The sequence below is a fragment of the Streptomyces sp. NPDC022910 genome (assembly GCF_055561075.1).
This window is the reverse complement of the sequence record NZ_JBVHHL010000004.1, coordinates 177605-203649: the sequence shown is the minus strand read 5'-3', so window position 1 is coordinate 203649 and position 26045 is coordinate 177605. Positions and strand designations below refer to the sequence as shown.

The window sequence follows — 26045 nt, the reverse complement described above, 5'->3', positions numbered from 1 at the left end:
ACACGCGGCGGGCGGGCTCCGCCGGCGTCAGCCACGGTGGCTGGCGGAGGCCGGCCGTCACCACGGCACCCCACGGCGGCGGAGGCCGGCCGTCACCACGGCACCCAGACCGCCCACCAGCAGACCCGCGCCGATCCTCCCCCGGTTCCGGGACAGCCACTCCTCCGGGCTTCCCTGCAGGGACTCCGCGTCGAAGCGGCCGTGGGCCCCGAAGTCGTGGCCGTGCGGGCCGTCCGCGGGGGACCAGAGGTTCCCCGCCCCGTCGTGCTCCCCCCTGTCCTGCTGCGCGTCGTACCCGGTACGGGCGAGATAGCGGTCCAGCAGCCCCGGGGCCACGGCGTTGGCGATCAGCGTGGTCACCGTCGAGCCGCCCACCCAGTACTCCCGGCGCCGTGCGTGCCGGGCCGCGTGCACGATCGCGCGTGCGGCCACCTCCGGCTGGTAGACCGGCGCGACCGGCCGGGCCCGCCCCGGCATCCGGCTCAGCACCCAGTCGAACTGCGGGGTGTTGAGGGCGGGCAACTGCACCATCGTCGTGCGTACCCGCGACCCGTCGTGCAGCAGCTCGCACCGCAGTGACTCGTTGAAGCCCTGAATGGCGTGCTTGGCTCCGCAGTACGCCGACTGCAGCGGTATCCCCCGGTACGCGAGCGCCGAACCGACCTGGACGATCGTGCCGTGGTTCGCGGGCAGCATGTGGCGCAGGGCGGCCCGCGTGCCGAACACACAGCCGAGGTATGTCACTTCGGTGACCCGGCGGTACTCGTCCGGCGCGATCTGAGTGAACGGCGCGAAGACCCCGGCGAACGCGTTGTTGACCCAGACGTCGATCCGCCCGAACACGTCCACGACCTGCTGCGCCGCGTCCTCGACCGCCCTCGCGTCCGCCACGTCGACGGGCACGACGAGCGCCTCACCTCCGACGCGCTTCACCTCGTCCGCGGCCGCGGCGAGGCCCTCGCGGCCCCGGGCGAGCAGGGCCACCCGGTCGCCGCGGGCGGCGAAGGCCAGGGCCGTGGCCCGGCCCACGCCGCCGCTGGCCCCGGTGACCACGACCGCCCTGCGGCGCCTCGGCAGTGCCCCCGGCAAAGCCCTGGCCATCGCTCACCGGGCCCGGTGGTGCGGCGCCTCAGGATCCGGTCCCGGCCCCCCGGCTCCCGGCGCGGCGGTGTCGGGGATGCCCGGCGTCGGGGCGCCCGGCCCGGGGGCCCCGGGTACGGTGGGCGGCGTCGGCGGGTAGGACATGCCGGGCCCGCTCGGCGGCGATGCAGGCGGTGTACCACCGAGGACACGGCCCCCGGCGCCGTGCGCCGGAGCACCGTGAGCCCCGTGGCCACCACCGGAACGGGCCGCGCCGCGCAGCAGATACGCCGCCACGCCCAGCACCGCCGCCGTGATCAGCGCGGCCGCCCAGCCGGGCAGCCCCAGTGAAAGGGCCAGGCCGAGGGCGAGCGCCAGTGCGGCGCCCGCGTACAGGCCGACGGCGCCGGAGGCGGCGTACAGTGCGGCCGTGCGGCGCTGCTTGCGCGTCTGCTCGCGCAGCTCGTCGCGCACGGCCTCACGGGCCACCTGTGCCAGCTCGTCGACCAGGTCCTTGTCGAGATGTTCCAGATGTTCCAAGCGGTTCATGCCCGCCGGGTACCCGGAGCGAAGCGCGCATAACGCCGCGCGCGCAGCCTCGCACGCCCCGTACCCGCAGGTCGGGACGGCGTGGATCCATCCGAAACGATCTCCTCGCCGGCGGACCCCAACTAGGCTCGTGCGCATGGAGATTCTGGGAGCCACGCTGCGGATCTGCGTCGACGACCTGGAGGCTTCGGTTCCGTTCTACGAGAGACTCGCGGGCGGCCCCGCCCTGCGTTTCGAGCGCGGCGGCGTCTCGGTGGCCGCGGTCGGCTGCTTCCTGCTGATGAGCGGACCGGAGCCCGAGCTCGAGATCCTGCGCAAGGTCGCCGCGACCATCGCGGTGAAGGACGTCGACGAGGCGCACCGGGTCCTCACCGACTCGGGCGCCCGAATCCTCGCGGGCCCGGTGGCGACGCCGGCAGGCCGCAACCTGATCGCCATGCACCCTGACGGTTCGGTGTACGAGTACGTGGACCGCGGCCCGACCGACTGACCGCCGATGGCGTCACACCGGCCGGTCCCCGTCCTCGGGCCGCATCCGGAAGTCGTACCGGGCCGGCAGTGGCTCGTCGGTGATCCGGGCCCACAGCTCGCCGATGGTCTCAGCGCCCTCCCGCAGGTCGGCGACCTCGAACCCCGACTCGAAGACGGCCCGGGCGCCTTCCCGATCCCCCTCCGCCAGCAGCAGCCCGGCCTCGATCAGCCGGAAGCGGCCGCGCTCGCGCGTCGCGGGGTGCAGGCGGTGCCACACGGCGCGGGCGTCGGCCGAGCGGCCCACGGCCAGCAGTGCCTCGATCGCCTCGTGGCCGAGCGCCGCCGTGGCGGCCGTCCAGCTCTCCCCGTCGTCGCGGCGCTCCCGGCACAAGTCGTCGAAGGCCTCGGCATACCGGTCGGCGGCGCGCTCCCGGTTGCCGGCCTCCTGGTCGGCCACGGCGAGGCTGCGCAGCAACGGCCAGAGGGACGGCGCGAGTTCGAGGGCGCGCTCCCAACTGCGCACCGCCTGCGCCCGGTCGCCCGCATGCCACTGGGCGACCCCGAGGTGATACTCCGTCAGCGGGCGTGCGGGCGCGGTCTCCAACATGTCCCGCCAGTGCGATGCCACCAGCGTCTCACCCGGCGGTCCGACCCGCCGCGGCTCGGGGAAGGAACCGGTCCGCAGCAGCTCCCGCCACGGGGCCTGCGCGTCGCCGAGTGTCGACTCCTCGAACGGCGTGCCCGGCAGCTTGTCGCCTGTGCGCAGCACTTCGAGCGCGCCCCAGCCGGAGCCGGCGGCGAGCATCTCACCGGGCTCGGCGTCGGCACACGACTGCCACGCCTCGTACGCGGCGTCGACCGTCGCGCGTGGCAGGACGGCGTCGAGCCGCCTCTCGGCCCCGCGCAGGACGGCGGACCACTCGCCCTCCCGCTCCGTGCTCATGGGCCCGTACGCCTCCAGCCACGACACCTCGCTCCCGGCCTCCAGCCGTACGTGCTCCAGCTGGGTGCGGGCAAGTCCGGCCTGGATCTCGCAGTAGCCGCCGGTACCCGGTGCGGTGAGCCACTCCTGCCAGCGGCGCCCGCCGGTGCCCGTGCCCCACACGAACAGCTTCCGTCCGCACAGCACGTCGGTCGACGTCTGCACCAGCCCGTGGCCGTCCTCGCCGAGCGCGGCGATCCAACGGCGCCGTCCGTCGGGCACCTCGTAGAAGTAGTCGGCGGCGTGAGCGCTGTTGAGGGGGTACGTGCGGTCCACACCGTCGTTCGACGGCACGGGGACCCGCCGGCGGGTGTACCCGAAGTGCCACGCCTCGTGGGCCGGGGCGAGGACCCGGCACTCCTCCGGCACCGCGATGTTGGACCACCAGTACACCGGCGCGGGCTTCTCGTGCGGATTGCGGACGCGGACGCCGACGTACAGGAAGTCGGAGCCCTCCGGCAGCCAGAGATCGACCTGGAAGGGGAGGTCGCGCAGGCGTTCCCATTCCCACAGGCGCAGTATCGGGCCGCCGTCGGGCGCCGTGACGCGGGCCGCGTGCAGGGGGGAGCAGGACAGTGCGGTGTGGCCCGTGGCACCGATGTTCCACTCGATGCCGCCGGAGAACCAGGCGCCGTTGAGCGCGAAACAGGCGGGCTGGAACACCGGGTTGCGGTACAGGAGTTCACGGCCGGTCGGCTTGTGGAACAGCGACGCGATCCGTCCGCCGAGGCCGGGCAGAACGGTGGCGCGCAGCCGGTCGTTCTCGATCACGAGGGTGTCGACGGCCCGGGCTTCGCGGGCTCTGCCGTAGCCGTCCCTCACGCGCACGGGCAGCAGGCTGTGCAGCGGCGCGTAGCCGATCTGCCGGGCCATGTCGCGCGGCAGGTCCTCCCTGTCGCGGTCCTCGATACGGTGCATCTCGTCGAGCGGCCGCAGCGGGGGCAACGGATTGTCCGGTCCCAGTGCCGCGGCGGGCAGCGTCATTGCGTCCCGTCGGATCGTCGTCACGATCCCCATGGAACCCGCCCGCCGACGAGCCGACCAGAGGTCCTGCCGGTCAGGATTCCGCAAAGGCGGCCCGTTTCAGGGGGGAATCCCCCGCTGGACCCCGGCCCGACCGGTCCCCCTGAGCTTCGTAAAGGCATCGAAACGGCCGGGAAATACTGTGGCGGGACTCTTCCGTGGAGCCGCTCCCGGGTCGTCCGGGAAGCGGTTCCGTGCGTGCGGAGGAGAAAGTGATCAACAAGCCCGCTTCAGGACGAGACCCGTCCCTGACCGGAAGCAGCCCGATCGGCAGTCTCCCGGTCACGGCCCCTGGCCGGTGGACGACTTCGCCGAGGGGATCGAGGGGATCCGTACCCGGAACAAGGCCCCCTGGCCGGGCCCGGTGATCAGGTCGACGTGCCCGTCATGGGCGGCGACGAGGGCCGAGACGATGGCCAGGCCGAGGCCCGCGCCGCCGCCCAGGTGGCGGTTACGGGAGGCGTCCACCCGGTAGAAGCGCTCGAAGACCCGCTTCGCCTGGTCGGGCTCCAGACCCGGACCCTGGTCGGCGACCTCGATGACGCCCTGGCCGTCGAGGGTCCCGACGCCGATGCGCACCGGCGTGCCGGGCGGGGTGTGGGCGACCGCGTTGCCCACGAGGTTGGCGACGACTTGACGCAGCCGGGCCTCGTCGCCCAGCACGAGGGCGGGCGCCGGCGGCAGGCCGCCGCCCGGGCCGCTGAGGAAGACCGGGCGGCTGGCATCGAGCGCGGTGGTGTCGTGCAGCGCGTCGGCCGCCAAGGTGCGCAGGTCCATGGGGGCGACCTCCAGAGGTCGGCGCTCGTCTGCCCGGGCGAGGGTGAGCAGGTCCTCGACCAGGCCGGCCAGCCGCACCGCCTCACGTTCGATACGCGTCATCGTCCGTTCGACGTCGGCCCTTCCGGGGAGCCCGCCCATGCGGTACAGCTCGGTGGAACCGCGGATTCCGGCAAGCGGTGTGCGCAGTTCGTGGCTGGCGTCGGCGATGAAACGCCGCATGCGCTCCTCGGACTCGGTGCGCGCGGCGAAGGCCGATTCGATCTGCGCCAGCATGCCGTTCAGCGCGGCGGACAGCCGGCCGGCCTCGGTGCGCGCCGAGGCGTCCGGCATCCGGTGCGACAGCGGGAGGCCGGCGGCGATTTCGGTGGCGGTGGCCTCGATGCTGCGCAGTGGTCGCAGCCCGGCCCGTACCGCGAACCAGCCGGCCACGCCCAGCACGACGGCCATGATGGCGCCGATCAGCAGGAACGCAGTTCGCAGGTGGGTCGTCGTGGAGGTGACGTCGTCGAGCGAGACGGCCACCATGACGCGGTAGGGCAGGCGCAGCTGGGGCGTGGTGTGCGCCGAGCCGGAGGGGACGGCGTTCTGCTTTCCGGAGGTGCGGTCGACCGCAAGGATGAGCACCCGCCAGTCGCCCTGGCCGCCGTCGCTCGGTACGTCGAAGGGGGTTCCGGTGCGGGCGCGCAGTTGCGCGGCGTCCATCGTCGGCCAGCTCGGAGGCGAGTCCTCGGGCGAGATGGGGACACGCAGCTGCTCGGAGACGCGTCCGTCGGACGCGGCGAAGGCGACCGCGTACTGGCTGGGCAGCAGGGGGGTGCTGTATCCGCCGTCCTTGGGCCGCATCGCCAGTGGGCCGCCCGTGGCCAGCCGACGCGTGGACAGATCCCCGAACCGCTTCAGCTGCTGGTCGACGCGCTGGACGAGATCGCGCTGGACGGACCCGAGTACCACGGTGTCGCTCGCCGAGAGCCCGACGACGACCAGTACGACCGACAGCACGACGAGCTGGGAGCGCAGCGAGAACGCCGACGGGCGCACCGATCGCACCCGGCGTGCCCGTTCGGAGTGCGGTCCGGAGTCGGCTCGGGGGCGCCGTCGCACGGTCGCGGTTGCGGTGCGCCCGGCGATCATCAGGGCCGCCTGCGCAGCACGTAACCGACGCCGCGCACCGTGTGGATGACTCTCGGGGCGTCCCCCGCGCCGACGTCGAGCTTGCGGCGCAGGTAGGAGATGTACGACTCGACGATGCTGAGGTCGCCGCCGAAGTCGTATGCCCATACGTGCTCGAGGATCTGCGCCTTGGACAGCACTTTGCCGACGTTGGCCATCAGGTGGGCGAGCAGTTTGAACTCGGTGGGCGACAGCGCGATCGGACGGCCGGACCGCAGCACCTGGTGGCCGGCGAGGTCGAGTTCCAGGTCGCCGACCACCAGTGTGCCGCTGTCGTCCGCGCCGCCGGTCCGGCGCAGGATGGCCCGGATGCGGGCGATCAGCTCCTCCAGGCTGAACGGCTTGGTGACGTAGTCGTCGCCTCCCGCGGTCAGCCCGCTGACCTTGTCGCCGACGCCGTCCCTGGCGGTGAGGAAGAGAACGGGCAAGTGGTCGCGGACGGTCGTGCCCCGGCCGCGGGCAGAGGATCCCTCGCGCAGCCGCTTTACCACGTCGAGACCGGTCATGTCCGGCAGCATCACATCCAGAACCACCAGGTCGGGTGGTTCCGCCGCCACCGCCGCCAGGGCTTCCGCGCCGGTGGCGGCCGAGTCCACCGTGAACCCCGCGAAGCGCAGCGAGTCCGAGAGCAGTTCCCTGATATTCGGTTCGTCCTCGACAACCAGCAGGCTGGCCTCACGTACGTCCGTGGTCATCTGCCCTCCAGTACCGGATGCGGTGGAACTGGCGAAAAATAACCCCTCACGCTGTGAGGATGCTGTCAGTTGCCGGCGGTGGTGCCTCCCGCCCCGCTGCGGGTACCGCCGAACCCGCCACCGAACCCGCCACCGAATCCGCCCGTCGTGCCGCCCTCCGACACCGCCGTCGCGGCGACGTCGCCGGAGGAGGTCTGATTGCCGCGCACGGTGATCATCTGGCCGGGTTGCAGGTCGGATACCTTGCCGTTCTTGGCCTCGCTGACCTGCGTCGACTTGCTGGTGGTGACCTTGACCACGTTGCCCTGGGCATCGGTGACGTAGATCGTGCTGCCGTCGACCACCTTGATCGTACCGACCGTCATACCGGTGCCCCCGCCTGAGGCGTTGCCGGGCCCGGCACCGGCGCCCTGGGTGCCGGCCCGCCCGCCCGCGAACGCGGCTCCGCCCGGTGCGCCGGTGCCTGAGGTTCTGTTCTTCTCCACCAGGACGCCGCCGCTGAAGGACAGCGCGGCGATCACCGCGCCGGACAGCAACAGGCGTGACCAGGGCAGTTTGGGTCGCGGCGGCGCGCTCAGCTCGGCGGTGATGTCCCGCACGTCCGGCGGCTCGGCGAGCACGTCCTCGGGCTGGTCGGCCATCTCCTCCGGTGGCTCGGTCACCGCGTCCGGCGGTCCGGGTTCGGTCGACGACTCCGGTGGTGAATCCAGGGCGCCTCTGGGGTGACGGTGTCGGGCCATTGTCGATTCCTCCTTGATGCCGGTGTCATTCGTGCCGGAGCGCTTCGATCGGCCGCAGGCTCGCGGCCCGGTTCGCCGGGTAGCTGCCGAAGAAAAGTCCGATGGCGACGGCGATGGCGAGGGCGCCGACCACCGAAGCGGGGATGATCACCGGTTTGATGCCTGCGATGGTGAACCGGGAGCCGAGCATCCCCAGTGCGGCCCCGAGCCCCCCGCCGATCAGCGACAGCAGCGTGGACTCGGCCAGGAACTGGCCGAGGATCACGCCCTTTGGGGCGCCTATCGCCTTGCGGATACCGATCTCCCTGGTCCGTTCGGTCACGGTCACGAGCATGATGTTGGTGATCCCGATCCCGCCGACCAGCAGTGAGATGGCGGCCACGGCGCCGAGCAGCACGGTGAACGTCTGGGTGGTGGACGCCTGAGCCGTCAGCAGTGAGGCCTGGTTGTTCACCCGGAAGTCCAGCGCTGAGGGGTTGGTGATGCCGTGGCGTCCCATCAGGACGGTGGTGATCTCGTTCTGCGCCGGGGTGGTCGCGGCGGCCGACTTCGCTTCCACCAGGATCTGGCTGAGGGATCCGAATCCGGTGAAGGCGTTCTGCACCACGGGCAGTGGTGTGATCACCACGTCGTCCGGGTCCTGGAATCCGGCGCCGCCCTTCGTGGCCAGCTCCCCCACCACGGTCAAGGGCGTGCCGCCGACCACCATGGTCTTGCCGACGGGATCGGCCGTGCCGAACACGTCGGTCGCCGTCGTCGAGCCGATCACGGCGACCTTGTGCGAGTTGAGCACGTCGTTGTCGCTGAAGTAGTCGCCCTTGACGACCTTGCTGTTGGACGTCTCGAAGTAGGCCGGGTAGGTGCCGACGATCTGGCCGACGGTGTGCGAGGTGCCCTGGTAGACCGCGGTCTGGGAAGTGGTGACCTCGGGGGCGACCGACTTGATGTCCGGGGCCTGGCTGGGGTCGGCCAGCGCCTTGGCGTCGTCAAGGGTGAGCGGCTTGATGGTGGTCGCGGTGCTCGTGGCGCCGAAGCCGCTGCCGGAGGTGACCGTCAGCGAGTTGGTGCCGAGCTTCTCGATGGAGTCCTTCACCTGCTGCGAGGAGCCGTTGCCGACGGCGAGCAGCACGATGACCGCGGCGACGCCGATGAGGATGCCCAGCATGGTCAGGAGGGAGCGCACCTTGTTGGCCGCGAGTCCGGCCGCCGCGAAGCGCAGGGTCTCGAAGGGGTTCACCGCTGACTCCCCTCAATCGTCGGGATCCCCGACACGGTGTTCGTCACGGTCCTCGGCGCGGCCGGTGGGAGGAAGGCGTCCGGATCCACCAGGGCGGGGGGCGGGCCGGCCACCGGAGCCTGCCGCACGTCCTCGACGATCTGGCCGTCCACCAGCCGGATCACGCGCTTGGCGTGCCGGGCGACTTCGTCCTCGTGAGTGATCATCACGACCGTGCGTCCGGTGGCGTTGAGGCGGTCGACGATCCCGAGCACTTCGTCAGTGCTGCGGCTGTCGAGGTTTCCGGTGGGCTCGTCGGCGAGCAGCATGGCCGGCGAGGTGACCAGGGCACGGGCCACCGCGACGCGCTGCTGCTGACCGCCGGAGAGCTGGTTGGGCCGGTGGTCGAGCCGTTCGCCCAGGCCGACGAGGCTCAGCGCGGCGACGGCCCGGCGGCGGCGGTCGGCGGCCTTCACCCCCGCGTAGGCGAGCGGCAGTTCGACCTGCGCGAGTGCCGTGGTGCGCGGCACCAGGTTGAACGCCTGGAAGACGAAGCCGATCTTCCGGTTGCGCACCAGGGACAACTGGTGCTCGTCCAGGCCTCCGACGTCGATGCCGTCCAGCAGGTAGCGTCCGGAGGTCGGCACGTCCAGGCAGCCCAGGATGTTCATCAGCGTGGACTTGCCCGACCCGGAACTGCCCATGATCGCCACCAGGTCCCCCTCGATGACGGTCAGATCCACTCCCAGCCGCTCGCCCGTGGTCGGGTCGGCCGGTCCGGACAGCGCGTGCACGGCTGCCTCGCCGTCTCCGTACGTCTTGACCAGGGACCGCACGTCGATGACCGGTACAGGTCCCCCCAGGCCCGGGCCGACAGCGCCCCCGGCCTGGCCAGCTGTCGCCGCACGCCGCCCATGGCCTGCCGTCAGCAGTTCGTCCTCCGACAGACGGCGTCCGCGAATCGGGCGCCGATTCGGGCGCAGCGACCGGCTCATCCGCGGCCTCCGCCGATGCCGCCGGCCCCGCGGCCCCCGGCGCCGCCCGCACCGCCGGCACGGCCACCGGCTCCCCCTGCGCCACCGGGGAAGGCGCCGCTGGGGAAGCCGCCCGTGCCGCTGGAGGCCGCGCTGGCGATGCTCACCTGCTCCCCCTCGGTGAGGCCGCTGGTGATCTCGTCGTAGGTGTCGCCCTGCAGCCCCACGGTGACGCGGACCGTCCGGGTGGTGCCGTCCTTGTCCACCACGGTGACCGTGCCGTTCGCACCCGTACCGGTGACGGCGGCCGTCGGCACGTAGAGGGTGTCGGACGCCTCGCCGGTCACCACCTGGATGCTGGCGCTGAGCCCCGTCCGCAGGCCGGAGGCCGAGCCGTCGATGGCAAGGGTGGCCGCGTACTGCACGGCGCTGCCGCTGTTCGAGCCGCCGCTGGAACCGGAACCGCTGCTGGTGCTGCTGGTCGTGGGGACCGAACCGAGTGACAGGACCTTGGCCTTCAGCACCTTGCCGGAATCCGCGTTCAGGGTCACGGTGGCGGCCTGTCCCACCTTCAGCTTCAGCGCGTCCGTCTCGGAGAAGTCAGCGGTGACCTGCATGCCGCTGGGGTTGGTGATGACCACGAAACCGGTCGGGGTCGAGGACGACGAACTCGACGCGGTGCCGGACTGCGACGACGAGCCGCTGCTCGAACCGGAGGAGGAACCGGAACCGCTCGATGTGCCGCTCGTACCGGAGACGGTCTGGCCGACCTCGCCGGCGACCGAGGCCACCGTGCCGCTGACCGGCGCGGTCAGCACCGTGCCGTCCACCGCCTTCTGGGCCGCCTCCTCCGTGTCCTGGGCCTGCGTGAGCTGGGACTGTGCCTGGGCCTCCTGCGCCGACTGGTCGCTCGTCGAACTGGAACCGCTGCTGCCGTTGCCGCTCTGGGAGGTGGAGCCACCGTCCTCCACGCTGGTGAGATTGGCCTTGGCGGCGGTGAGCGCGGCCTTCGCCTCGGAGAGGGCATGGTCCGCCGAGGTCGGATCGACCTTCGCCAGCACGTCGCCCTTGGTGACCTTGTCACCGGGCTGGACCTTCACCTCGGTCAGCGTGCCGCCGGTCGTGAAGTCGACGCCGGCGTCATTCGGTGAGATCAGCGACCCGGAACCCGAAACCGTCGCCAGGACGGTGCCCTTGGCCACCGTCACCGTACGGGTCCCGATGGACTTCGTTGGGGCGGCGCCGTTGTCGTTCACCGCAGCGTAGGCGCCGGTGGCGGCGGCGAGGAGCACGACACCGAGCGCAGCGTTCGTCAGGGCGGCCTTGCGCCGCCGCGGAAGCACTCTCATGGCGGTCACCGTGGCCCGCTGCCTTGTCGGCCTCCTGACACATTCCTGGAAGTTCGCTGGAAGACCGCAGCCCCGGCGGCCAGCAGGTTGACGGGGCAGACCGTCCCCAACAGTCCCGAATCGCCCTTGACGCCGCCGAGGCGGCCGGTCCGCTTCCCAGGAAACTCCCCGTCCTCTCCCAGCGGACTGTTAAGCGCCGGCGGTTGAGTACACGGACGTCGCCCTTGTCCGGCCCATCACCACATTCCCAGGGAGAGCCCTGATGCCTCGTATCACCCGCCGCACCGGCATGGCCATAGCGGCCCTCGCCTCCGCCTCGCTGCTACTCGCCGGCTGTTCGTCGTCCTCCGGCAGCACGTCCGGCACGGACACGCCCTCCACCTCCGCGTCGAACGGCGCCCAGGCGATGAACTCGTACCGTCAGTGCCTGTCACAGCACGGCGCCAAGCTCCCGAGCGGCCGGCCGAGCGGCGGCCCCGGTGCCGGTGGCCAGGGCCAGGGCGGTGGCGGGTTCGGGGCCGGCAGCGGACAGTCGGCCGATCCGACGTTCCAGAAGGCGATGCAGGCGTGCGCGAGCCTGCGCCCGCAGCGCCAGGGCCAGCCCGGTGCCATGGCCAGCCCGTCGGCCTGACGCCGCGGCGGGATCCGTGGACATGCCTGAGCGCCAGGTGAGCCGGAAGAGCGGCATCTCCGGCCGGCTGAGGACGGTGTTCATCGCGTGCGTCGCACTCTTCGCCATCGTGGCGACCAGCGTGGCCGCCGCCCACGGCGTCCACGGGGCGACCCCGCGAACGTCCCCGGCCACAGACGCGTCCCCGGTCCCCCGGTCCGCCCCGTCCCCATCGCCCTCCCCTCGAAGCCCCACTCCGACCACCCCGGCCGCTGACGCCTGGGACGCCGCGCTGTCCACCCGCCTCACCACGCTGGACACCGACGGGGCCTCCCTGTCCGTCGCCGTGCTCGACCTGGCCGACGGACGCGGCGGGCGATACCACACGACGCCGTCGACGACATACGACACGGCCAGCATCGTCAAGGTCGACATTCTGGAGGCGATGCTTCTGCGGGCCCAGGACGCCGGACGTCCGCTCACCGCGAAGGAAGAGTCCTACGCCGTCCCTATGATCACCGACAGCGACAACGCCTCGGCGACCGCGCTGTGGGACGCCATCGGCGGAACGGCCGGACTGAACGCGGCCAACAAGCGGTTGGAACTCACGGCGACAACCGCGGGCACCGGCGGCTTGTGGGGGCTCACGCAGACCACCTCCGCCGATCAGATCACCCTCCTGTCCGACGTGTTCGGCCCGGCCACGGTGCTCACCCGCTCCTCGCAGTCCTATCTGCGCGACCTGATGGGCCGGGTGCGGGACGCACAGGCCTGGGGAGTCTCCGCGGCCGGAGACACCACCGGTCTGAAGAACGGCTGGCTGCAACGCAGCGCGACGGGCCGGTGGGACATCAACAGCATCGGCGAGGTCACCATCGCGGGGGACCCCTGCCTCCTTGCCCTCCTGTCCAGCGGCAGCACACGAGAGACCACCGGGATCTCCCTCGTCGAAAAAGCCGCGAAGGCAACCGCCTCAGTGATACAGGAGGAACGCTGACAGCCGGGCTTTGGCGAGGAGCCAGCGGCGCAACCGCTCCGGTACGTCCCGCCACGGGTTCCCGGTGCCAGCGCCGGACCGTATCCCGTTCAAGAGCCGCCGCTTCGGGGTGGCTCATGACGGACGCAGATCCGGACAAGTGGTCGGTCGTGGCATGGCGTCGCCACGTATCCCACGGGGCTCGCCGCGTCGAGGCTGCGCACCCACCTCGGCCTGTAGGCGCGGCGCAACCTGCGCTCGTAACCCCTACAGCACGCCGATCAGGCCATGTCCTCCCACTGGTCGACGACCTCGAGCTAGCGGAGCGCCGGTGTGTCCAGCGTCAGCGTCGCCGCTTCGGCATCCAGCTCGGCGCCGACGCCGAACGGAATCGTCAACGCGCCCTCCCCATGGCCGAATCCGAACTCCTCCACGACCGGCACCCCGAGCCCGCCGAGCCGGTCGGTGAGGACGGTGCGCAGCAGCTCGTACGGGCCGCATCGCTCCCAGGAGCCGAGCGCGATCCCGGCGACGCCGTCGAGCCAGCCGGAGCGCAGCAGCTGGGTGAGGATCCGGTCGATCCGGTACGCCTCCTCGCCGACGTCCTCGATCAGCAGCAGTCCGCCGCGGGCGCCCGGCCGGGCGTGCGGGGTGCCCAGTTCGGAGGCGAGCATGCTCAGGCAGCCGCCCAGGGTGACGCCGCGTGCCCGGCCGGGGACGAGCGCGGCGCCGGAGGAGGTGATCGTCTGTACGGACTCCGGCTCGAACAGCGTCGTGCGCAGATGCTCCTGCGCGCGTGTGTTCTTGAGGAAGTCGACGGCCGACGCCATCGGCCCGTGCAACGTGACCAGGCCGAGGCGGGCCGCGAACGCCTCGTGCAGCGCCGTGATGTCACTGAAGCCGACCAGCACCTTGGGCCCGGCGGCCCGCAGCGCGTCCCAGTCGAGCAGCTCGACCATGCGCTGTGCCCCGTACCCGCCGCGGGCGCACAGCACCGCGGCCACCTCGGGGTCGCACCACGCGGCCTGGAAGTCGGCGGCCCGATCGGTGTCGGTGCCCGCGAGATAGGGGAAGTCGGGGTGCCGGTCGAGGACGTGCGGGGCCACGACGGGGTCCAGTTCCCAGGCGCGCAGGATGTCGAGCCCGGCGGCGAGGCGCTCCTCGCGCACCGGCCCGCTGGGCGCGACGACGGCCACACGGGCACCGGGGGCGAGTCTGGGCGGCCGCAGGAGGGGTTTCACTTACTGAGCTCCAGGGTGGGAATGCCGGGCGGGTTCAGCCCGAAGACCTGTGCGTACAGCGACAGCTCGGCCTCCAGGGCGCGCACCATGGTCTCAGCCCGCCGGAAACCGTGGCCCTCCCCCTCGAAGGCGATGTAGGCGTGCGGGATCCGCCGCCCCGCCAGCCGGGCCAGGAACCGCTCGCACTGCGCGGGCGGACAGATGGCGTCGTCGAGACCCTGCAACAGCAGGAACGGCGCGGTGATCCGGTCGGCGTGCTCGACGGGCGACCGCTCGGCGTACCGGCCGGGCACCTCGGCGTACGGCCCGACGAGCGTCTCCAGGTACCGCGACTCGAAGTCGTGGGTCTCCCCCGAGCCCCAGGTCGCCAGGTCCAGGACGGGGTAGATGATCGTGCCGCAGGCGTACACGTCGGTGGTCGTGAGCGACACGGCCGTGGTCCAGCCGCCCGCGCTGCCGCCGCGCACGGCCAGCCGGTCCCGGTCCGCCGTGCCCTCGTCCGCGAGGGCCAGCGCGACGGCCGCGCAGTCCTCGACGTCGACGACACCCCACTGCTCGCGCAGCCGGTTGCGGTACTCCCGTCCGTATCCGGTCGAGCCGCCGTAGTCGACCTCGGCGACGCCGATGCCGCGCGAGGTGAAGTAGGCGATCTCCAAGTCGAGGACGAGCGGGGCGCGGCTCGTGGGCCCGCCGTGGGCCCACACCACGTACGGCGGCAGCTCGTCGGCGGGCGCGGTGTGGCCGGGGTGGTGCGGCGGATAGATGTGCGCGTGGATCTCGCGGCCGCCCGGCCCGGCGAAGGTACGGATCTGCGGCTCCGGATAGTACGCGGGGTCGACGGGGTCCTGGTGGGCGGCGCCGATGACCCGGGCTCGGCCGATCGGCGTGGCCCCACGCGGGTCCGTTCGCACGTGAGGCAGGCAGTCCAGTTCGACGACCTCGTAGGCGCTGCGCGGACTGGCGCCGACGGCGACGATCCGGCTGCCGTGCACGGCGAGCGTGGCGGCGAACTCGGTCCAGGGTCCGGCCGCGTCGACGACCTCGCCGCTGTCCGGGTCGAAGACCCCGAGCACACTGGCGCCCCTGCCGTGGAGGACGGCGATCAGCCCGCTCTCCAGGGGGGCGAACCACTGCAGCCCGACCTTCCACAGCGGCCCCGCGAACTCCTCCTCGCGGGGGCACAGCGGCACGCCGTCCCGGTACAGATTCCACCAGCCGGTGCGGTCGCCGGCGTACAGCAGGGAGCCGTCGGACGCCCATTCGACCTGGGCGATCGACTCCTCGGGGCCTCCGGCGACTGTGCGCGGCTCCCGCAGCGTCCCGTCGCCGGCCGCCTCGGCCACGATCAGCTCGGTGCCGTCCCACGGCATGCGCGGATGGTCCCAGGCCAGCCAGGCGGCGCGCCGCCCGTCGGGCGAGAGGCGGGGGCCGGTGACGAACCGGTGACGTCCGTCGGTGAGTTCGCGCACGGCGTCCCGGTCCTGCGCCGCCGACCCGTCCAGCGGCACGGCGGCGGCCACCCGCCGTACGTCGGTGGGCGCGTCGCCGGTGAACTCCTCCAGGACGCACCAGACCTCGCCGCGCTCGACGTGCAGCCGCGGGTCGACCCAGCGCAGTCCGCCGCCCACCGGTGAGAGGGGGGTGAGCGGGCGCGGCCCGTCGCCGGGTGCCGCGGGTTCGTACGCGTACAGCCTCTGGTCCGCGAAGTTCACGAACACCACCAGCGGCCCCTCGGGACGCATCAGCCCGGTCCACGGCCGGCCGCCGTACTCCATGACCCGGCTGCGCACGTTCCACGGCGGGGGCAGCACCGACTCCTCCCTGCCGTCCGCCCTGCGGCGCACGAGCGCGCGGCGGCCGCCCTCGGTGGGGCGCGGTTCGGTCCACCACGCCTCCTCGCCCACGAAGCCCACCGCCTCCGGCTGCCCGTCGTGTGCGGCGGCGAGCGCCGCATCGACGGGTGAGGGCCATGCCCCGTACTCCAGGGTCCGCGCCATCTTCCCCACTCTCCCTAGGCAGTACGCAGAAAACGGTCGAGGACGCGGACGCCGAAGTGCAGTGCCTCGACGGGGACGCGCTCGTCGACACCGTGGAAGAGGGCCTGGTAGTCGAAGCCCTCCGGGAGCTTCAGCGGCGCGAAGCCGTATCCGGTGATGCCGAGGCGTGAGAACTGCTTGGCGTCCGTCCCCCCTGACATGCAGTAGGGCACCACATGGCCCTCCGGCGCGAACTCCTCCACGGCGGCACGCATCCTGGAGAACGTCGGCGAGTCCACGGGCGCCTGGAGGGCGACCTCGCGGTGGTGGAACTCCCAGTCCACGTCCGGCCCGGTGAGCTCGTCGAGGGTCGTACGGAACTCCTCCTCGCCTCCGGGCAGATAGCGTCCGTCGACATACGCGACGGCCTCCCCCGGAATCACGTTGACCTTGTAACCGGCGCTCAGCATGGTCGGGTTGGCGCTGTTGCGGACGGTCGGCTGGACGAGTGCGGCGGCCGGGCCGAGCTTGTCCAGGAGGCCGTCCACGTCGTCGAAGTCGGCGTCGAGGTCGTACAGGCCGGCGAGTTCGGTGAGGGCGGAGCGGACGGTGGGGGTGAGCCTGAGGGGCCACTCATGGGCGCCGATGCGTGCGACGGCGGCGGCGAGCCGGGTGACCGCGTTGTCACGGTTGACCTTGGAGCCGTGGCCCGCCCGGCCGCGCGCGGTCAGCTTGACCCAGCCGGTGCCGCGCTCGCCCGCGGCGATCGGGTAGATCTGCCGGCCGCTGCCGTCGTGAAAGGTGAACGCCCCGGACTCGCTGACGCCTTCCGTGCATCCCTCGAAGAGGCCGGCGTGCCGGTCCGCGAGGAAGCCGGAGCCGTCCTGTGCGCTCGCCTCCTCGTCGGCGGTGAACGCGACGACGACGTCCCGCCGCGGCCGCACGCCCGAGCGCGCCCAGTCCCGTACGACCGCGAGGATCATCGCGTCCATGTTCTTCATGTCGACGGCGCCCCGGCCCCAGACGACGCCGTCGCGCACCTCGCCGGAGAACGGGTGCACGCTCCAGTCGCCTGCCTCGGCGGGCACCACGTCGAGATGGCCGTGGACGAGCAGCGCGTCGGCGGAGGGATCGGCGCCCTCGACGCGGGCGACGACGTTCGTCCGGCCCTTGGTGCGCTCCAGCAGGGTGGGTTCCAGGCCTGCCTCGGCCAGCCGAGCGGCCGCGTACTCTGCGGCGGGCCGCTCCTGGCAGTCGCCACCCCCGCGGTTGGTGGTGTCGATGCGGATGAGGTCGGAGGTGAACCGCACGACCTCGTCGAGTGCCTGCTGGTCAGCCATACTGCTCCTCCACCGCGGCCGAGACGATCGTGGTGACCGCCTTGAAGGTACGGATCCCCTCGTACATGCCCTCGCTCGTGTAGGCCACCTTCCGCTCTCCGATGCGGTCCACGCCCGGCACGACGGTGGCGGCCATCGCCAGGTGCTCCGCGTCGAACTCCAGCGCGACGGTGAACGGGCCGCTTGCCACCGGCTCGTGACGCACCGCCAGCGACGCCGCCTCCTTGGCGGCCGCGCGGATGTCGGCGGAGGTCCTGGCAGGTGTGCGGCACACGGCCGCGTACCGCGAGACATGGTCCTTGACGGCGACCTTGAGCGCCTGCGGCGCGTACCCGAGCGCGTCCTCGCAGGCCACGTCGTCGCCGGTGACGAGGACGACGGGCACGCCGTACTCGGCGACGACGTGCGCGTTCAGCAGGCCCTCGCTGGCGCGTACGTCGTTCAGCCACACTCCGGTGATCGAGTTGGCGAGGTAGGTGTGCGCCAGTACCCCCTCCATTCCGGCGCCCGCGTGATAGCCGACGAACGCGATGCCGTCCACGTCCCCGTGCTGTACGCCCTCCACCATGGACAGGGACTTGTGACGGCCGGTGAGCATCTGCGCCCGCTCGTCCAGCCGTTCCAGGAGCAGATTGCGCATGGTCCAGTGGGCCTCGTTGATCAGCACCTCGTCGGCGCCGCCGTCGAAGAAACCGAGCACGGCGGCGTTCACGTCCGAGGTGAACATCGCCCGGCACCGCTCCCACTGCGGCGTCCCGGGCAGCACGTCGGCCGGCCAGGTCACACCGGTGGCGCCCTCCATGTCGGCGCTGATGAGGATCTTCACGACAGTCCGTCCCATCGCAGGGCGGAGGCTTGTCGCCCGGCCGGTGCCGGCGCTTTCCGACAGCACGCAACAGTGATGGGGATCTTCATGGTGCGTCACGTTACGCGTCGACGGGGAAGCCCGCTACGAAGGCGCACATCACCCCCACGAAGACCAGCGCCCACCGGGCATGGACAAGCGGCGTCGGGGGTTCCTGACAGCCCCCGCACCTGGTCACGGTCGCCCCGACAGGCCCTCGCAGAACGCGACACACTCCGCGTACGACGGCAGCAGGCCCTGGCCCTCCGCCTCGGCCAGGGTAGGAGCGGCGGCGTCCTTGGGGGAGAGCCGCGGTTCGATGCCCTCGGGCCAGGGGATGGCGAGGTCGGGGTCGAGGGGGTTGATGCCGTGCTCGCGGTCGGGGGCGTAGCCGGCGGAGCAGAGGTAGACCACGGTGGCGTCGTCGGTGAGGGCGAAGAAGGCATGGCCGAGGCCTTCGGAGAGGTAGACGGCGTGGTGGGTCCGGTCGTCGAGCCGGACGACCTCTGACTGGCGGTAGGTGGGGGATCCGATGCGGATGTCGACGATGACGTCGAGGACGGCGCCGCGCACGCAGGTCACGTACTTGGCCTGGCCGGGCGGGACGTCGGCGAAGTGGATGCCGCGCAGGGTGCCACGGCGGGACATCGAGCAGTTGGCCTGGGCCAGGTCGAGGCTGCGGCCCGTGGCCTGAAGGAAGTCGGGGGCGCGGAACCACTCGTGAAAGGTGCCCCGGTCATCGGGGAAGATCTTGGGTTCGTGCACCCAGGCACCCTCGATGGCAAGCGGTCGCATGCTGGTTCCCTCCGTGACGTGTGCGGTTCCCCGGCTATCCCGGACGGCCCATACGGTACGCGGAATCCCCCCGTCAGCGAGTCCGGCGTAAGTAGGGTGATACGCATGAAGGCACTTTTGTTGTCTGGTGGCTCAGGTACCCGTTTGCGCCCCATAACCCATACATCGGCGAAACAACTTGTACCGGTCGCGAACAAGCCGGTGCTGTTCTACGGTCTGGAGGCGATCGCCGAAGCGGGCATCACACAGGTCGGGATCATCGTCGGGGACACCGCCGAGGAGATCCGCGAGGCGGTCGGCGACGGTTCCGCGTTCGGCCTCGACGTCACCTACATCCCGCAGACGGCGCCGCTGGGGCTGGCCCACGCGGTGCTGATCGCCCGTGAGTTCCTGGGCGAGGACGACTTCGTGATGTACCTCGGCGACAACTTCGTCGTCGGCGGCATCACGGATCTGGTGGACGCCTTCCGCACCGAGCGGCCGGCGGCACAGATCCTGTTGACGAAGGTGCCGAACCCGACCGCGTTCGGCGTGGCCGAACTGGACGCGGCGGGCCAGGTGATCGGCCTGGAGGAGAAGCCCAGGCATCCCAAGAGCGAGCTGGCGCTGGTGGGCGTGTATCTGTTCTCTCCGGCCGTCCATGAGGCCGTACGCTCGATCGAGCCGTCCTGGCGCGGCGAGTTGGAGATCACGCATGCCATCCAGTGGCTGATCGACACCGGACGTGATGTGCGTTCCACGACGATCTCCGGGTACTGGAAGGACACCGGGAACGTCACCGACATGCTCGAGGTCAACCGCTCGGTGCTGGAGACCCTGGAGCGCCGGATCGACGGCACGGTCGACGACGACAGCGAGATCATCGGCCGGGTGCGGATCGAGCCCGGGGCGAAGGTGACCGGCAGCCGGATCGTGGGCCCGGTGGTCGTGGGCGCGAACACCGTGATCACCGACTCCTATGTCGGCCCCTTCACCTCGATCGCCGGGGACTGCCGGATCGAGGACAGCGAGATCGAGTACTCGATCGTGCTGCGCGACTCCTCGGTCAGCGGTGTCCGACGGGTGGAGGCCTCCCTCATCGGCCGCAATGTCGAGGTCACCCCCGCGCCCCGCAAGCCTGCCGCCCACCGTCTCGTCCTCGGCGACCACAGCAAGGTGCAGATCTCATCATGACGGCCCCTTCCTCTCCCACCCACCCGACTCGGATTCTGGTGACCGGCGGTGCCGGTTTCATCGGCTCGCATTACGTACGCACGCTCCTCGGTCCGGCCGGCCCGGGTGATGTGGCGGTCACGGTGCTGGACAAGCTCACGTACGCGGGCAACCCGGCCAACCTCGACGAGGTGCGCGATCACCCCGGATTCGCCTTCGTCAAGGGCGACATCTGTGACGCCGAGCTGGTGGGCGAGCTCCTCGCCGAGCACGACCAGGTCGTCCACTTCGCGGCCGAGTCGCATGTGGACCGCTCCATTCTGGGCGCCTCCGGGTTCATCCGGACCAACGTCCTGGGCACCCAGACACTGCTGGACGCGGCGCTGCGCCACCGAAGACCGAAGACGTTCGTGCACATCTCCACCGACGAGGTGTACGGCTCCATCGACTCCGGCTCATGGCCGGAGTCGGACCCGCTGCGCCCCAACTCCCCGTACGCCGCCTCCAAGGCGTCCAGCGACCTGATCGCCCTCGCCTACCACCGCACCCACGGCCTCGACGTGCGGGTGACCCGCTGCTCCAACAACTACGGGCACCACCACTTCCCCGAGAAGGTCATCCCGCTGTTCATCACGAACCTGCTGGACGGCAGGAAGGTCCCGCTGTACGGCGACGGCGGCAACGTCCGCGACTGGCTGCACATCGACGACCACGTCCAGGGCATCGAGCTGGTGCGCACCAAGGGGCGCGCCGGTGAGGTCTACAACATCGGCGGCGGCACCGAGCTGTCCAACAAGGAGCTGACCGCTCTGCTCCTGGAGGCGTGCGGCGCGGACTGGGCCACCAGCGTCGAGTACGTCGCCGACCGCAAGGGCCACGACCGCCGCTACTCGGTGGACTGCGGCAAGCTACGCACGGAGCTGGGCTACGAGCCCCGCAAGGACTTCGCCACCGGCCTTGCGGAGACGGTCACTTGGTACCGCGAGAACCGCGCCTGGTGGGAGCCGCTGAAGGAGCGCGCGGCGCTCTAGGGCCGCGTCATCAGAAAGCCCCACCCCCGGCCCACTTCTGACGACGGACAGGTAACCATGACCACTACTTGGCTGATCACCGGTGCCACCGGGATGCTCGGGCAGGACGTTCTGGCGCGGCTTGGCAGGGACGGCGAGAAGGCCGTCGGCCTCGCCCGTGGCGGTCTCGACATCACCGACGCCGACTCGGTGCACGATGCGGTCGATGCGTACCGGCCTCGGATCGTGGTCAACTGCGCCGCGTGGACGGCCGTCGACGACGCCGAGGCGCGCGAGGCGGACGCCCTGCGGGTCAACGGCGACGGGCCCCGGCACCTCGCCGAGGCGTGCGCGAAGGCCGGCGCCGGGCTGGTCCAGGTCTCGACGGACTACGTCTTCGCGGGCGACGGCACCGGCCCGTACCCCGAGGACGCCCCGACGGCACCGCGCAGCGCGTACGGACGTACCAAGCTGGCGGGGGAACGGGCGGTGCTGGCCGCGCTCCCGGACGCGGGATACGTCGTGCGTACGGCCTGGCTGTACGGGGCGGGGGGCGGGAATTTCGTGCGCACGATGATCAGACTCGAGTCCGTCAAGGACACCCTCGACGTGGTCGACGACCAGCGCGGACAGCCCACCTGGACGGTGGACCTCGCGGACCGGCTGGTACGGCTCGGGCAGGCCGCTCTCGCCGGTACCGCGCCCGCCGGGGTCTATCACGGCACCAGCGGTGGGGAGACGACCTGGTTCGGCCTGGGCCGGGAGGTCTTCCGGCTGCTCGGGGCGGACCCCGAACGCGTCCGGCCGACCACCAGCGCCGCCTTCGCGCGGCCCGCTCCCCGCCCCGCGTACAGCGTGCTGGGGCACGACCGCTGGCGCCAGGCGGGGATCGAACCGATCCGTCCCTGGCGCGAGGCGCTCGAGGCGGCGTTTCCGGCTCTGCTCGACGAGAAGAAAGGTTCAGCCCGGTGAGCTTCAGCATCCAGCCGACCGCCCAGGTCGACGAGACGGCCACGATCGGTGACGGGACGACGATCTGGGATCTGGCCCAGATACGGGAGGACGCCCGGCTGGGCAGCGGGTGCATCGTGGGCCGGGGGGCGTACGTCGGCCCGGGGGTGCGGATCGGCGACAACGTGAAGCTCCAGAACTACGCGTTGGTCTACGAACCCGCGGTGCTGGGTGACGGGGTGTTCGTCGGCCCGGCGGTGGTGCTCACCAACGACTACTTCCCCCGTTCGGTGGACCCGCAGGGCCGACTGAAGCGCGGTGGCGACTGGGAGGCCGTGGCAGTGGTGGTGGCCGAGGGGGCGTCGCTGGGGGCCCGTTCGGTGTGTGTGGCGCCGGTACGCGTCGGTCGTTGGGCGCTGGTCGCGGCGGGTGCCGTGGTGACCCGGGATGTGCCGGACTTCGCGCTCGTGGCGGGCGTTCCGGCGCGCCGGATCGGCTGGGTCGGCCGCGCCGGAGTTCGACTCGTCGAGCGGGAAGGCGAGTCGGGCGTATGGGAGTGCCCCGAGACGGGTGCGCTGTACGACGAGAAGAACGGCGAACTCGTCGAGCGCGGTTGACGCGCTGATTCCCCCAAAACGCCAATCCTCGAACATCCATAGGCATAACATGTGTGCGAGCCGTGTAGACCGAGCACAGCAGGCACACAAATCAGTGGTGCCCAGGGGGGGTTACCGGGTGGGGACACCTGTGTCTGAAGCGAGGAGCGACATCCGCTCCGACGCCTGATGTCCGACGCCTGACGTCCGACGTCTGCCTTCCGCCGCGTGGCCATCCGCGACGCGGCGATCACGAGGCTGCGCAAAAAGAGGACCCACAGAGGGATTGGTGTGCCCAAACACAGGGGGGTTGGTGTGTCCGAACGATGACCATCACACGTCTTGCGGCGCTCGGTCGTGAAGAGCCGCCGCTGCTCGCGCTCGCCCAACGACTGGTCGCAGTCGCCGAGTCGGGGCTTGCGTCGATGCTGCTTCCCGGCGGAGAGGCCTTCGCCTTCACCATGGCCGGGCGGCAAGCACCCGACGGTTCCTGGACTTTGGAGCGGCGCGGGACCAGCACCCGGTACGCGGCCATCACCGTGCTGGGCGCCCGGTTCCTCCCCGAGGACCGACAGTGCGCGGTCCTCGGGGGGCGTAGCGCGCAGGAGTTCGCGGGTCTCCTGGTCGAGTCACTGCCCGCGGTGACCAACCTCGGTGACGCGGCACTCATCGCCTGGGCCGCCGCCGAGACCGGGCACCCCAAACTGTCCGACGCCCTCGCACGGGTCGAAGCCTTGGACGAGGAGGGCCGGGCCCAGTACACCGTCGAGGCGGCGTGGGTGCTGTCCGCCCTCGCGGCGGCTCGAGGCACGGTCGATGTGGAGAGTCGTCTCACCGCGGCCCGCGACCGTCTGCTGCGGGCCCGGGTCGGGAACAGCCCGCTGTTCCCGCACGCCACCGGGCCCGGCCTGGTGCCCTGGTACCGGGCGCACGTGAGCTGCTTCGCCGACCAGACATACCCGCTCCAGGCGCTGGCCCGCGCGCACGCCAGCGGCGACGGAGACGGCGATACGGAGGCACTGGCCGCGTCCGAGGCGTGCGCGGCGCGCATCTGCGGGCTGCAGGGCGACGGCGGGCAGTGGTGGTGGCACTACGACGCGCGAACCGGCGGTGTCGTGGAGGGCTACCCCGTCTACAGCGTCCACCAGCACGCGATGGCGCCGACCGCCCTGTTCGATCTCGCCGACGCCGGCGGCACCGACTTCGGCGCGTCGATCCGCAGGGGCCTGCGCTGGATGACGGACGTGCCCGAACTGGCCGAACACCCGGAGAAGCAGGAGCCGTTGATCCTCGACGGGCTCGGCGCCACCTGGCGCAAGGTCTACCGGGGCGATCCGAAGAAGGCCGTACGCGCCGCCCGAGGGCTCGGCACCCGAGTCGCTCCGAACCTCCGGCTGAAGTCCCTGGACCGGGTGTACCGCCCCGTCGCCGTGGACCGCGAATGCAGGCCGTACGAATTCGGCTGGATGCTCTACGCCTGGCAGGGGGGCCGGATATGACCGTACGTCAGACTTTGTTCGGGGTCGAGCTGGACCCGCTGACCATGGACGAGACCGTACAGCGCTGCCTCGAAGCGGTCCGGGCCGGCAAACAGCTCGAGATCGGGGTGGTCAACGCCGCGAAGCTGGTGAACATGCGGCGGGACCACCGACTCGCCCAGGCCGTGTCCGGCTGCGATCTGGTCCTCGCCGACGGACAGGCCGTGGTCTGGGCCGGCCGGCTGCTGCGCGCCCCGCTGCCGGAACGGGTGGCCGGTATCGACCTGTTCCTGCGGCTGCTGGCCGAGGCGGAGTCGGCGGGGATGTCCGTGTACTTCCTCGGCGCCAAACAGGATGTGCTGGAGCAGATGCTGCGCCGGGTGGCCGACCGCTTCCCCGGCCTGAAGGTGGCCGGCAGCCGGGACGGCTACTTCGACGATTCCCAGCAGGAGGCCATAGCGGGCGCGATCGCCCACAGCGGCGCCCAGATGCTGTTCCTCGGAATGACCTCGCCCAAGAAAGAGATCTTCACCGCCGCCTACGGCGCAGGCACCGGCGCCCGCGTCGTGCACGGAGTCGGCGGCTCCTTCGACATCCTGGCCGGGGTCACCAAGCGGGCCCCCGAGTCCTGGCAGCGGTGGGGAGCCGAGTGGCTCTACCGCGCGCTGCAAGAGCCGCGCCGTCTGGGCCGGCGCTATCTCACCACCAATGCTGCCTTCCTCCTCATGACGGCGCGCGAGCTCATCCGGCTCACCCCGTCGACCGCTCCCGCGAACAGGAGTCACTGATGCGCGTCGTCGTGGTTGGACAGGGATACGTCGGCCTGCCACTGGCCATCCGCGCCGCCGAGGTCGGACACGAGGTGATCGGCTACGACGTCGACTCCCGGCGGATCAAGAGCCTTGCCGCCGGTGAGTCCTTCGTCGAGGACGTCTCCTCCGAGCGGATCCGCGCGGCAATGGACCGCGGCGCCTACCGCCCGAGCGAATCGGCCCGCGACTGCGGCGGTTTCGACGTCGCCGTCGTGACCGTCCCGACCCCGCTGCACGAGGGCACTCCCGACCTCCGTTACATCAAGGAGTCGGCGGTCACCCTTGCCCGCTACCTGCGCCCCGGTGCCACCGTCGTCCTCGAGTCGACCACCTATCCCGGCACCACCCAGGAGCTGTTCGCCCCGATCCTCGAGGACGGCTCGGGCCTGACCGCGGGCACTGACTTCCACCTCGGCTACAGCCCGGAGCGCATCGACCCCGGAAACGCCGTCTGGGGCTTCAAGGAGACCCCGAAAGTCGTATCCGGCGTCAACGCACCCTCACTCAAAGCCGTCCAGGACTTCTACGCGCAACTCGTCGACACCACCGTGCCGGTGAGCTCGCCCAAGGAGGCCGAACTCGCCAAGCTGCTGGAGAACACCTTCCGTCATGTGAACATCGCGCTGGTCAACGAGATCGCGATGTTCGCCCACCACCTGGACATCGACGTCTGGCAGGCCATCGACGCCGCCTCCACCAAGCCCTTCGGCTTCATGAAGTTCACGCCCGGGCCGGGCGTCGGCGGCCACTGCCTGCCGATCGACCCCTCGTACCTGTCCTGGCGGGTGCAGCGCGAACTCGGCCAGAGCTTCCGCTTCGTGGAACTGGCCAACGACATCAACAACCACATGCCCGAGTACGTGACGCGCCGCATCAACGACCTGTTCAACGAAAGACGTCGTTCCGTGAACGGCTCTCGCATCCTGCTGCTCGGCCTGGCGTACAAGAAGAACACCGGCGACGCCCGCGAGTCGCCCGCACTGCGCATATCCCAACTGCTGCTCGACATGGGGGCCCAGGTCAGGGCTGCGGACCCGCATGTCGTCGAAAGCCTGCCGGTGGACACCCGGCTGGTGCGGGTCGAACCTGTGCCGGAGGAGCTGGCGGCCGCCGACGTGGTGGTCCTGCTCACCGACCACGACAGCTTCGACTACGAACTCGTGGCCGAACATGCCCCCTTCGTCCTCGACTGCCGTCGGCGGCTGTCGTCCGCACCCACGATCGAGGTGCTCTGA

The 26045-nt window shown here is 71.3% G+C and carries 24 protein-coding genes; 10 read left to right on the top strand and 14 right to left on the bottom strand.

From position 1 onward, the window contains the following. Positions 1–57: 57 nt before the first annotated feature. Entirely contained in the window at positions 58–1101 is a 1044-nt protein-coding gene (locus ACZ3TS_RS05780; RefSeq protein WP_467613949.1) for an SDR family oxidoreductase, read from the bottom strand. 3 nt (positions 1102–1104) lie between these two features. After that, positions 1105–1629, bottom strand: a complete 525-nt coding sequence (locus ACZ3TS_RS05775) for a phage holin family protein (protein ID WP_467613948.1) — start codon at positions 1627–1629, stop codon at positions 1105–1107. Positions 1630–1765: 136 nt separating this feature from the next. Here ACZ3TS_RS05775 and ACZ3TS_RS05770 point away from each other — a divergent pair, with 136 nt between their 5' ends. Continuing rightward, positions 1766–2119, top strand: a complete 354-nt coding sequence (locus ACZ3TS_RS05770) for a VOC family protein (protein ID WP_467613946.1) — start codon at positions 1766–1768, stop codon at positions 2117–2119. A 12-nt stretch (positions 2120–2131) separates the two neighbouring features. Here ACZ3TS_RS05770 and ACZ3TS_RS05765 read toward each other — a convergent pair whose 3' ends face one another. The 7 genes from ACZ3TS_RS05765 to ACZ3TS_RS05735 form a co-directional block, all read right to left on the bottom strand. After that, positions 2132–4099, bottom strand: coding sequence for a DUF5107 domain-containing protein (locus ACZ3TS_RS05765; RefSeq protein ID WP_467613945.1), 1968 nt, complete (start codon positions 4097–4099; stop codon positions 2132–2134). Between the two features lie 288 nt (positions 4100–4387). Beyond that, the gene (locus ACZ3TS_RS05760; protein WP_467613943.1) at positions 4388–5923 is read right to left on the bottom strand and encodes a sensor histidine kinase; all 1536 of its coding nucleotides are present in this window, start codon (positions 5921–5923) and stop codon (positions 4388–4390) included. Positions 5924–6015: 92 nt separating this feature from the next. Then, on the bottom strand, positions 6016–6750 hold the full coding sequence (locus tag ACZ3TS_RS05755; RefSeq protein WP_467613941.1) for a response regulator transcription factor: 735 nt from the start codon (positions 6748–6750) through the stop codon (positions 6016–6018). A gap of 65 nt (positions 6751–6815) precedes the next feature. Continuing rightward, positions 6816–7490 carry a hypothetical protein gene (locus ACZ3TS_RS05750; RefSeq protein WP_467613940.1) on the bottom strand — a complete coding sequence of 225 codons (675 nt, stop codon included), beginning with the start codon at positions 7488–7490 and terminating at the stop codon, positions 6816–6818. Between the two features lie 25 nt (positions 7491–7515). Then, on the bottom strand, positions 7516–8727 hold the full coding sequence (locus ACZ3TS_RS05745) for an ABC transporter permease (protein ID WP_467613938.1): 1212 nt from the start codon (positions 8725–8727) through the stop codon (positions 7516–7518). Further along, positions 8724–9542, bottom strand: a complete 819-nt coding sequence (locus tag ACZ3TS_RS05740; RefSeq protein WP_467613936.1) for an ABC transporter ATP-binding protein — start codon at positions 9540–9542, stop codon at positions 8724–8726. The genes ACZ3TS_RS05745 and ACZ3TS_RS05740 overlap by 4 nt, the downstream gene beginning before the upstream one ends. A 155-nt stretch (positions 9543–9697) precedes the next feature. Next, a complete protein-coding gene (locus ACZ3TS_RS05735) occupies positions 9698–11029 on the bottom strand; it encodes an efflux RND transporter periplasmic adaptor subunit (RefSeq protein ID WP_467613934.1) in 1332 nt (443 codons plus the stop codon). Between the two features lie 262 nt (positions 11030–11291). On the opposite strand from ACZ3TS_RS05735, the gene ACZ3TS_RS05730 reads away from it, so the two are divergent. Both ACZ3TS_RS05730 and ACZ3TS_RS05725 read left to right on the top strand, forming a co-directional pair. Continuing rightward, positions 11292–11660, top strand: coding sequence for a hypothetical protein (locus ACZ3TS_RS05730; RefSeq protein ID WP_467613932.1), 369 nt, complete (start codon positions 11292–11294; stop codon positions 11658–11660). 22 nt (positions 11661–11682) lie between these two features. After that, a complete protein-coding gene (locus tag ACZ3TS_RS05725; RefSeq protein WP_467613930.1) occupies positions 11683–12636 on the top strand; it encodes a serine hydrolase in 954 nt (317 codons plus the stop codon). Positions 12637–12932: 296 nt separating this feature from the next. Here ACZ3TS_RS05725 and ACZ3TS_RS05720 read toward each other — a convergent pair whose 3' ends face one another. From ACZ3TS_RS05720 to ACZ3TS_RS05700, 5 genes are all read right to left on the bottom strand, one after another. Beyond that, positions 12933–13856 (bottom strand): S66 peptidase family protein, encoded by a 924-nt coding sequence (locus tag ACZ3TS_RS05720; RefSeq protein WP_467613928.1) that lies wholly within the window; start codon positions 13854–13856, stop codon positions 12933–12935. Continuing rightward, positions 13853–15853: an LpqB family beta-propeller domain-containing protein gene (locus tag ACZ3TS_RS05715; protein WP_467613926.1), complete on the bottom strand. Its 2001-nt coding sequence runs from the start codon at positions 15851–15853 to the stop codon at positions 13853–13855. The genes ACZ3TS_RS05720 and ACZ3TS_RS05715 overlap by 4 nt, the downstream gene beginning before the upstream one ends. Positions 15854–15867: 14 nt before the next feature. After that, positions 15868–17172, bottom strand: a complete 1305-nt coding sequence (locus ACZ3TS_RS05710; RefSeq protein ID WP_467613924.1) for a M20/M25/M40 family metallo-hydrolase — start codon at positions 17170–17172, stop codon at positions 15868–15870. Then, positions 17165–17998, bottom strand: a complete 834-nt coding sequence (locus ACZ3TS_RS05705) for a M55 family metallopeptidase (protein WP_467614113.1) — start codon at positions 17996–17998, stop codon at positions 17165–17167. The genes ACZ3TS_RS05710 and ACZ3TS_RS05705 overlap by 8 nt, the downstream gene beginning before the upstream one ends. A 213-nt stretch (positions 17999–18211) precedes the next feature. Further along, positions 18212–18811: a dTDP-4-dehydrorhamnose 3,5-epimerase family protein gene (locus ACZ3TS_RS05700; RefSeq protein WP_467613922.1), complete on the bottom strand. Its 600-nt coding sequence runs from the start codon at positions 18809–18811 to the stop codon at positions 18212–18214. Between the two features lie 105 nt (positions 18812–18916). Here ACZ3TS_RS05700 and ACZ3TS_RS05695 point away from each other — a divergent pair, with 105 nt between their 5' ends. From ACZ3TS_RS05695 to ACZ3TS_RS05665, 7 genes are all read left to right on the top strand, one after another. After that, the gene (locus tag ACZ3TS_RS05695) at positions 18917–19984 is read left to right on the top strand and encodes a glucose-1-phosphate thymidylyltransferase (RefSeq protein ID WP_467613920.1); all 1068 of its coding nucleotides are present in this window, start codon (positions 18917–18919) and stop codon (positions 19982–19984) included. Beyond that, positions 19981–20994 (top strand): dTDP-glucose 4,6-dehydratase, encoded by a 1014-nt coding sequence (rfbB, locus tag ACZ3TS_RS05690; protein WP_467613918.1) that lies wholly within the window; start codon positions 19981–19983, stop codon positions 20992–20994. The genes ACZ3TS_RS05695 and rfbB overlap by 4 nt, the downstream gene beginning before the upstream one ends. 57 nt (positions 20995–21051) lie before the next feature. Next, entirely contained in the window at positions 21052–21945 is an 894-nt protein-coding gene (rfbD, locus tag ACZ3TS_RS05685; RefSeq protein WP_467613916.1) for a dTDP-4-dehydrorhamnose reductase, read from the top strand. Further along, positions 21942–22541 (top strand): acyltransferase, encoded by a 600-nt coding sequence (locus ACZ3TS_RS05680; RefSeq protein WP_467613914.1) that lies wholly within the window; start codon positions 21942–21944, stop codon positions 22539–22541. The genes rfbD and ACZ3TS_RS05680 overlap by 4 nt, the downstream gene beginning before the upstream one ends. Positions 22542–22846: 305 nt before the next feature. Further along, a complete protein-coding gene (locus ACZ3TS_RS05675) occupies positions 22847–24019 on the top strand; it encodes a hypothetical protein (protein WP_467613912.1) in 1173 nt (390 codons plus the stop codon). Beyond that, a complete protein-coding gene (locus ACZ3TS_RS05670) occupies positions 24016–24786 on the top strand; it encodes a WecB/TagA/CpsF family glycosyltransferase (RefSeq protein WP_467613910.1) in 771 nt (256 codons plus the stop codon). Before ACZ3TS_RS05675 ends, ACZ3TS_RS05670 begins: the two co-directional genes overlap by 4 nt. Next, entirely contained in the window at positions 24786–26045 is a 1260-nt protein-coding gene (locus ACZ3TS_RS05665; protein ID WP_467613908.1) for a nucleotide sugar dehydrogenase, read from the top strand. The genes ACZ3TS_RS05670 and ACZ3TS_RS05665 overlap by 1 nt, the downstream gene beginning before the upstream one ends.

Bases quoted from the DNA above. Each gene is read 5' to 3' on its own strand.
- ACZ3TS_RS05710 (WP_467613924.1), bottom strand. From the start codon at position 17,172: ATGGCTGACCAGCAGGCACTCGACGAGGTCGTGCGGTTCACCTCCGAC.
- ACZ3TS_RS05695 (WP_467613920.1), top strand. From the start codon at position 18,917: ATGAAGGCACTTTTGTTGTCTGGTGGCTCAGGTACCCGTTTGCGCCCC.
- ACZ3TS_RS05675 (WP_467613912.1), top strand. From the start codon at position 22,847: ATGACCATCACACGTCTTGCGGCGCTCGGTCGTGAAGAGCCGCCGCTG.
- ACZ3TS_RS05700 (WP_467613922.1), bottom strand. From the start codon at position 18,811: ATGCGACCGCTTGCCATCGAGGGTGCCTGGGTGCACGAACCCAAGATC.
- ACZ3TS_RS05755 (WP_467613941.1), bottom strand. From the start codon at position 6,750: ATGACCACGGACGTACGTGAGGCCAGCCTGCTGGTTGTCGAGGACGAA.
- ACZ3TS_RS05780 (WP_467613949.1), bottom strand. From the start codon at position 1,101: ATGGCCAGGGCTTTGCCGGGGGCACTGCCGAGGCGCCGCAGGGCGGTC.
- ACZ3TS_RS05750 (WP_467613940.1), bottom strand. From the start codon at position 7,490: ATGGCCCGACACCGTCACCCCAGAGGCGCCCTGGATTCACCACCGGAG.
- ACZ3TS_RS05770 (WP_467613946.1), top strand. From the start codon at position 1,766: ATGGAGATTCTGGGAGCCACGCTGCGGATCTGCGTCGACGACCTGGAG.
- ACZ3TS_RS05715 (WP_467613926.1), bottom strand. From the start codon at position 15,853: ATGGCGCGGACCCTGGAGTACGGGGCATGGCCCTCACCCGTCGATGCG.
- ACZ3TS_RS05775 (WP_467613948.1), bottom strand. From the start codon at position 1,629: ATGAACCGCTTGGAACATCTGGAACATCTCGACAAGGACCTGGTCGAC.
- ACZ3TS_RS05765 (WP_467613945.1), bottom strand. From the start codon at position 4,099: ATGGGGATCGTGACGACGATCCGACGGGACGCAATGACGCTGCCCGCC.
- ACZ3TS_RS05665 (WP_467613908.1), top strand. From the start codon at position 24,786: ATGCGCGTCGTCGTGGTTGGACAGGGATACGTCGGCCTGCCACTGGCC.
- ACZ3TS_RS05730 (WP_467613932.1), top strand. From the start codon at position 11,292: ATGCCTCGTATCACCCGCCGCACCGGCATGGCCATAGCGGCCCTCGCC.
- rfbB (WP_467613918.1), top strand. From the start codon at position 19,981: ATGACGGCCCCTTCCTCTCCCACCCACCCGACTCGGATTCTGGTGACC.
- ACZ3TS_RS05670 (WP_467613910.1), top strand. From the start codon at position 24,016: ATGACCGTACGTCAGACTTTGTTCGGGGTCGAGCTGGACCCGCTGACC.
- rfbD (WP_467613916.1), top strand. From the start codon at position 21,052: ATGACCACTACTTGGCTGATCACCGGTGCCACCGGGATGCTCGGGCAG.
- ACZ3TS_RS05735 (WP_467613934.1), bottom strand. From the start codon at position 11,029: ATGAGAGTGCTTCCGCGGCGGCGCAAGGCCGCCCTGACGAACGCTGCG.
- ACZ3TS_RS05725 (WP_467613930.1), top strand. From the start codon at position 11,683: ATGCCTGAGCGCCAGGTGAGCCGGAAGAGCGGCATCTCCGGCCGGCTG.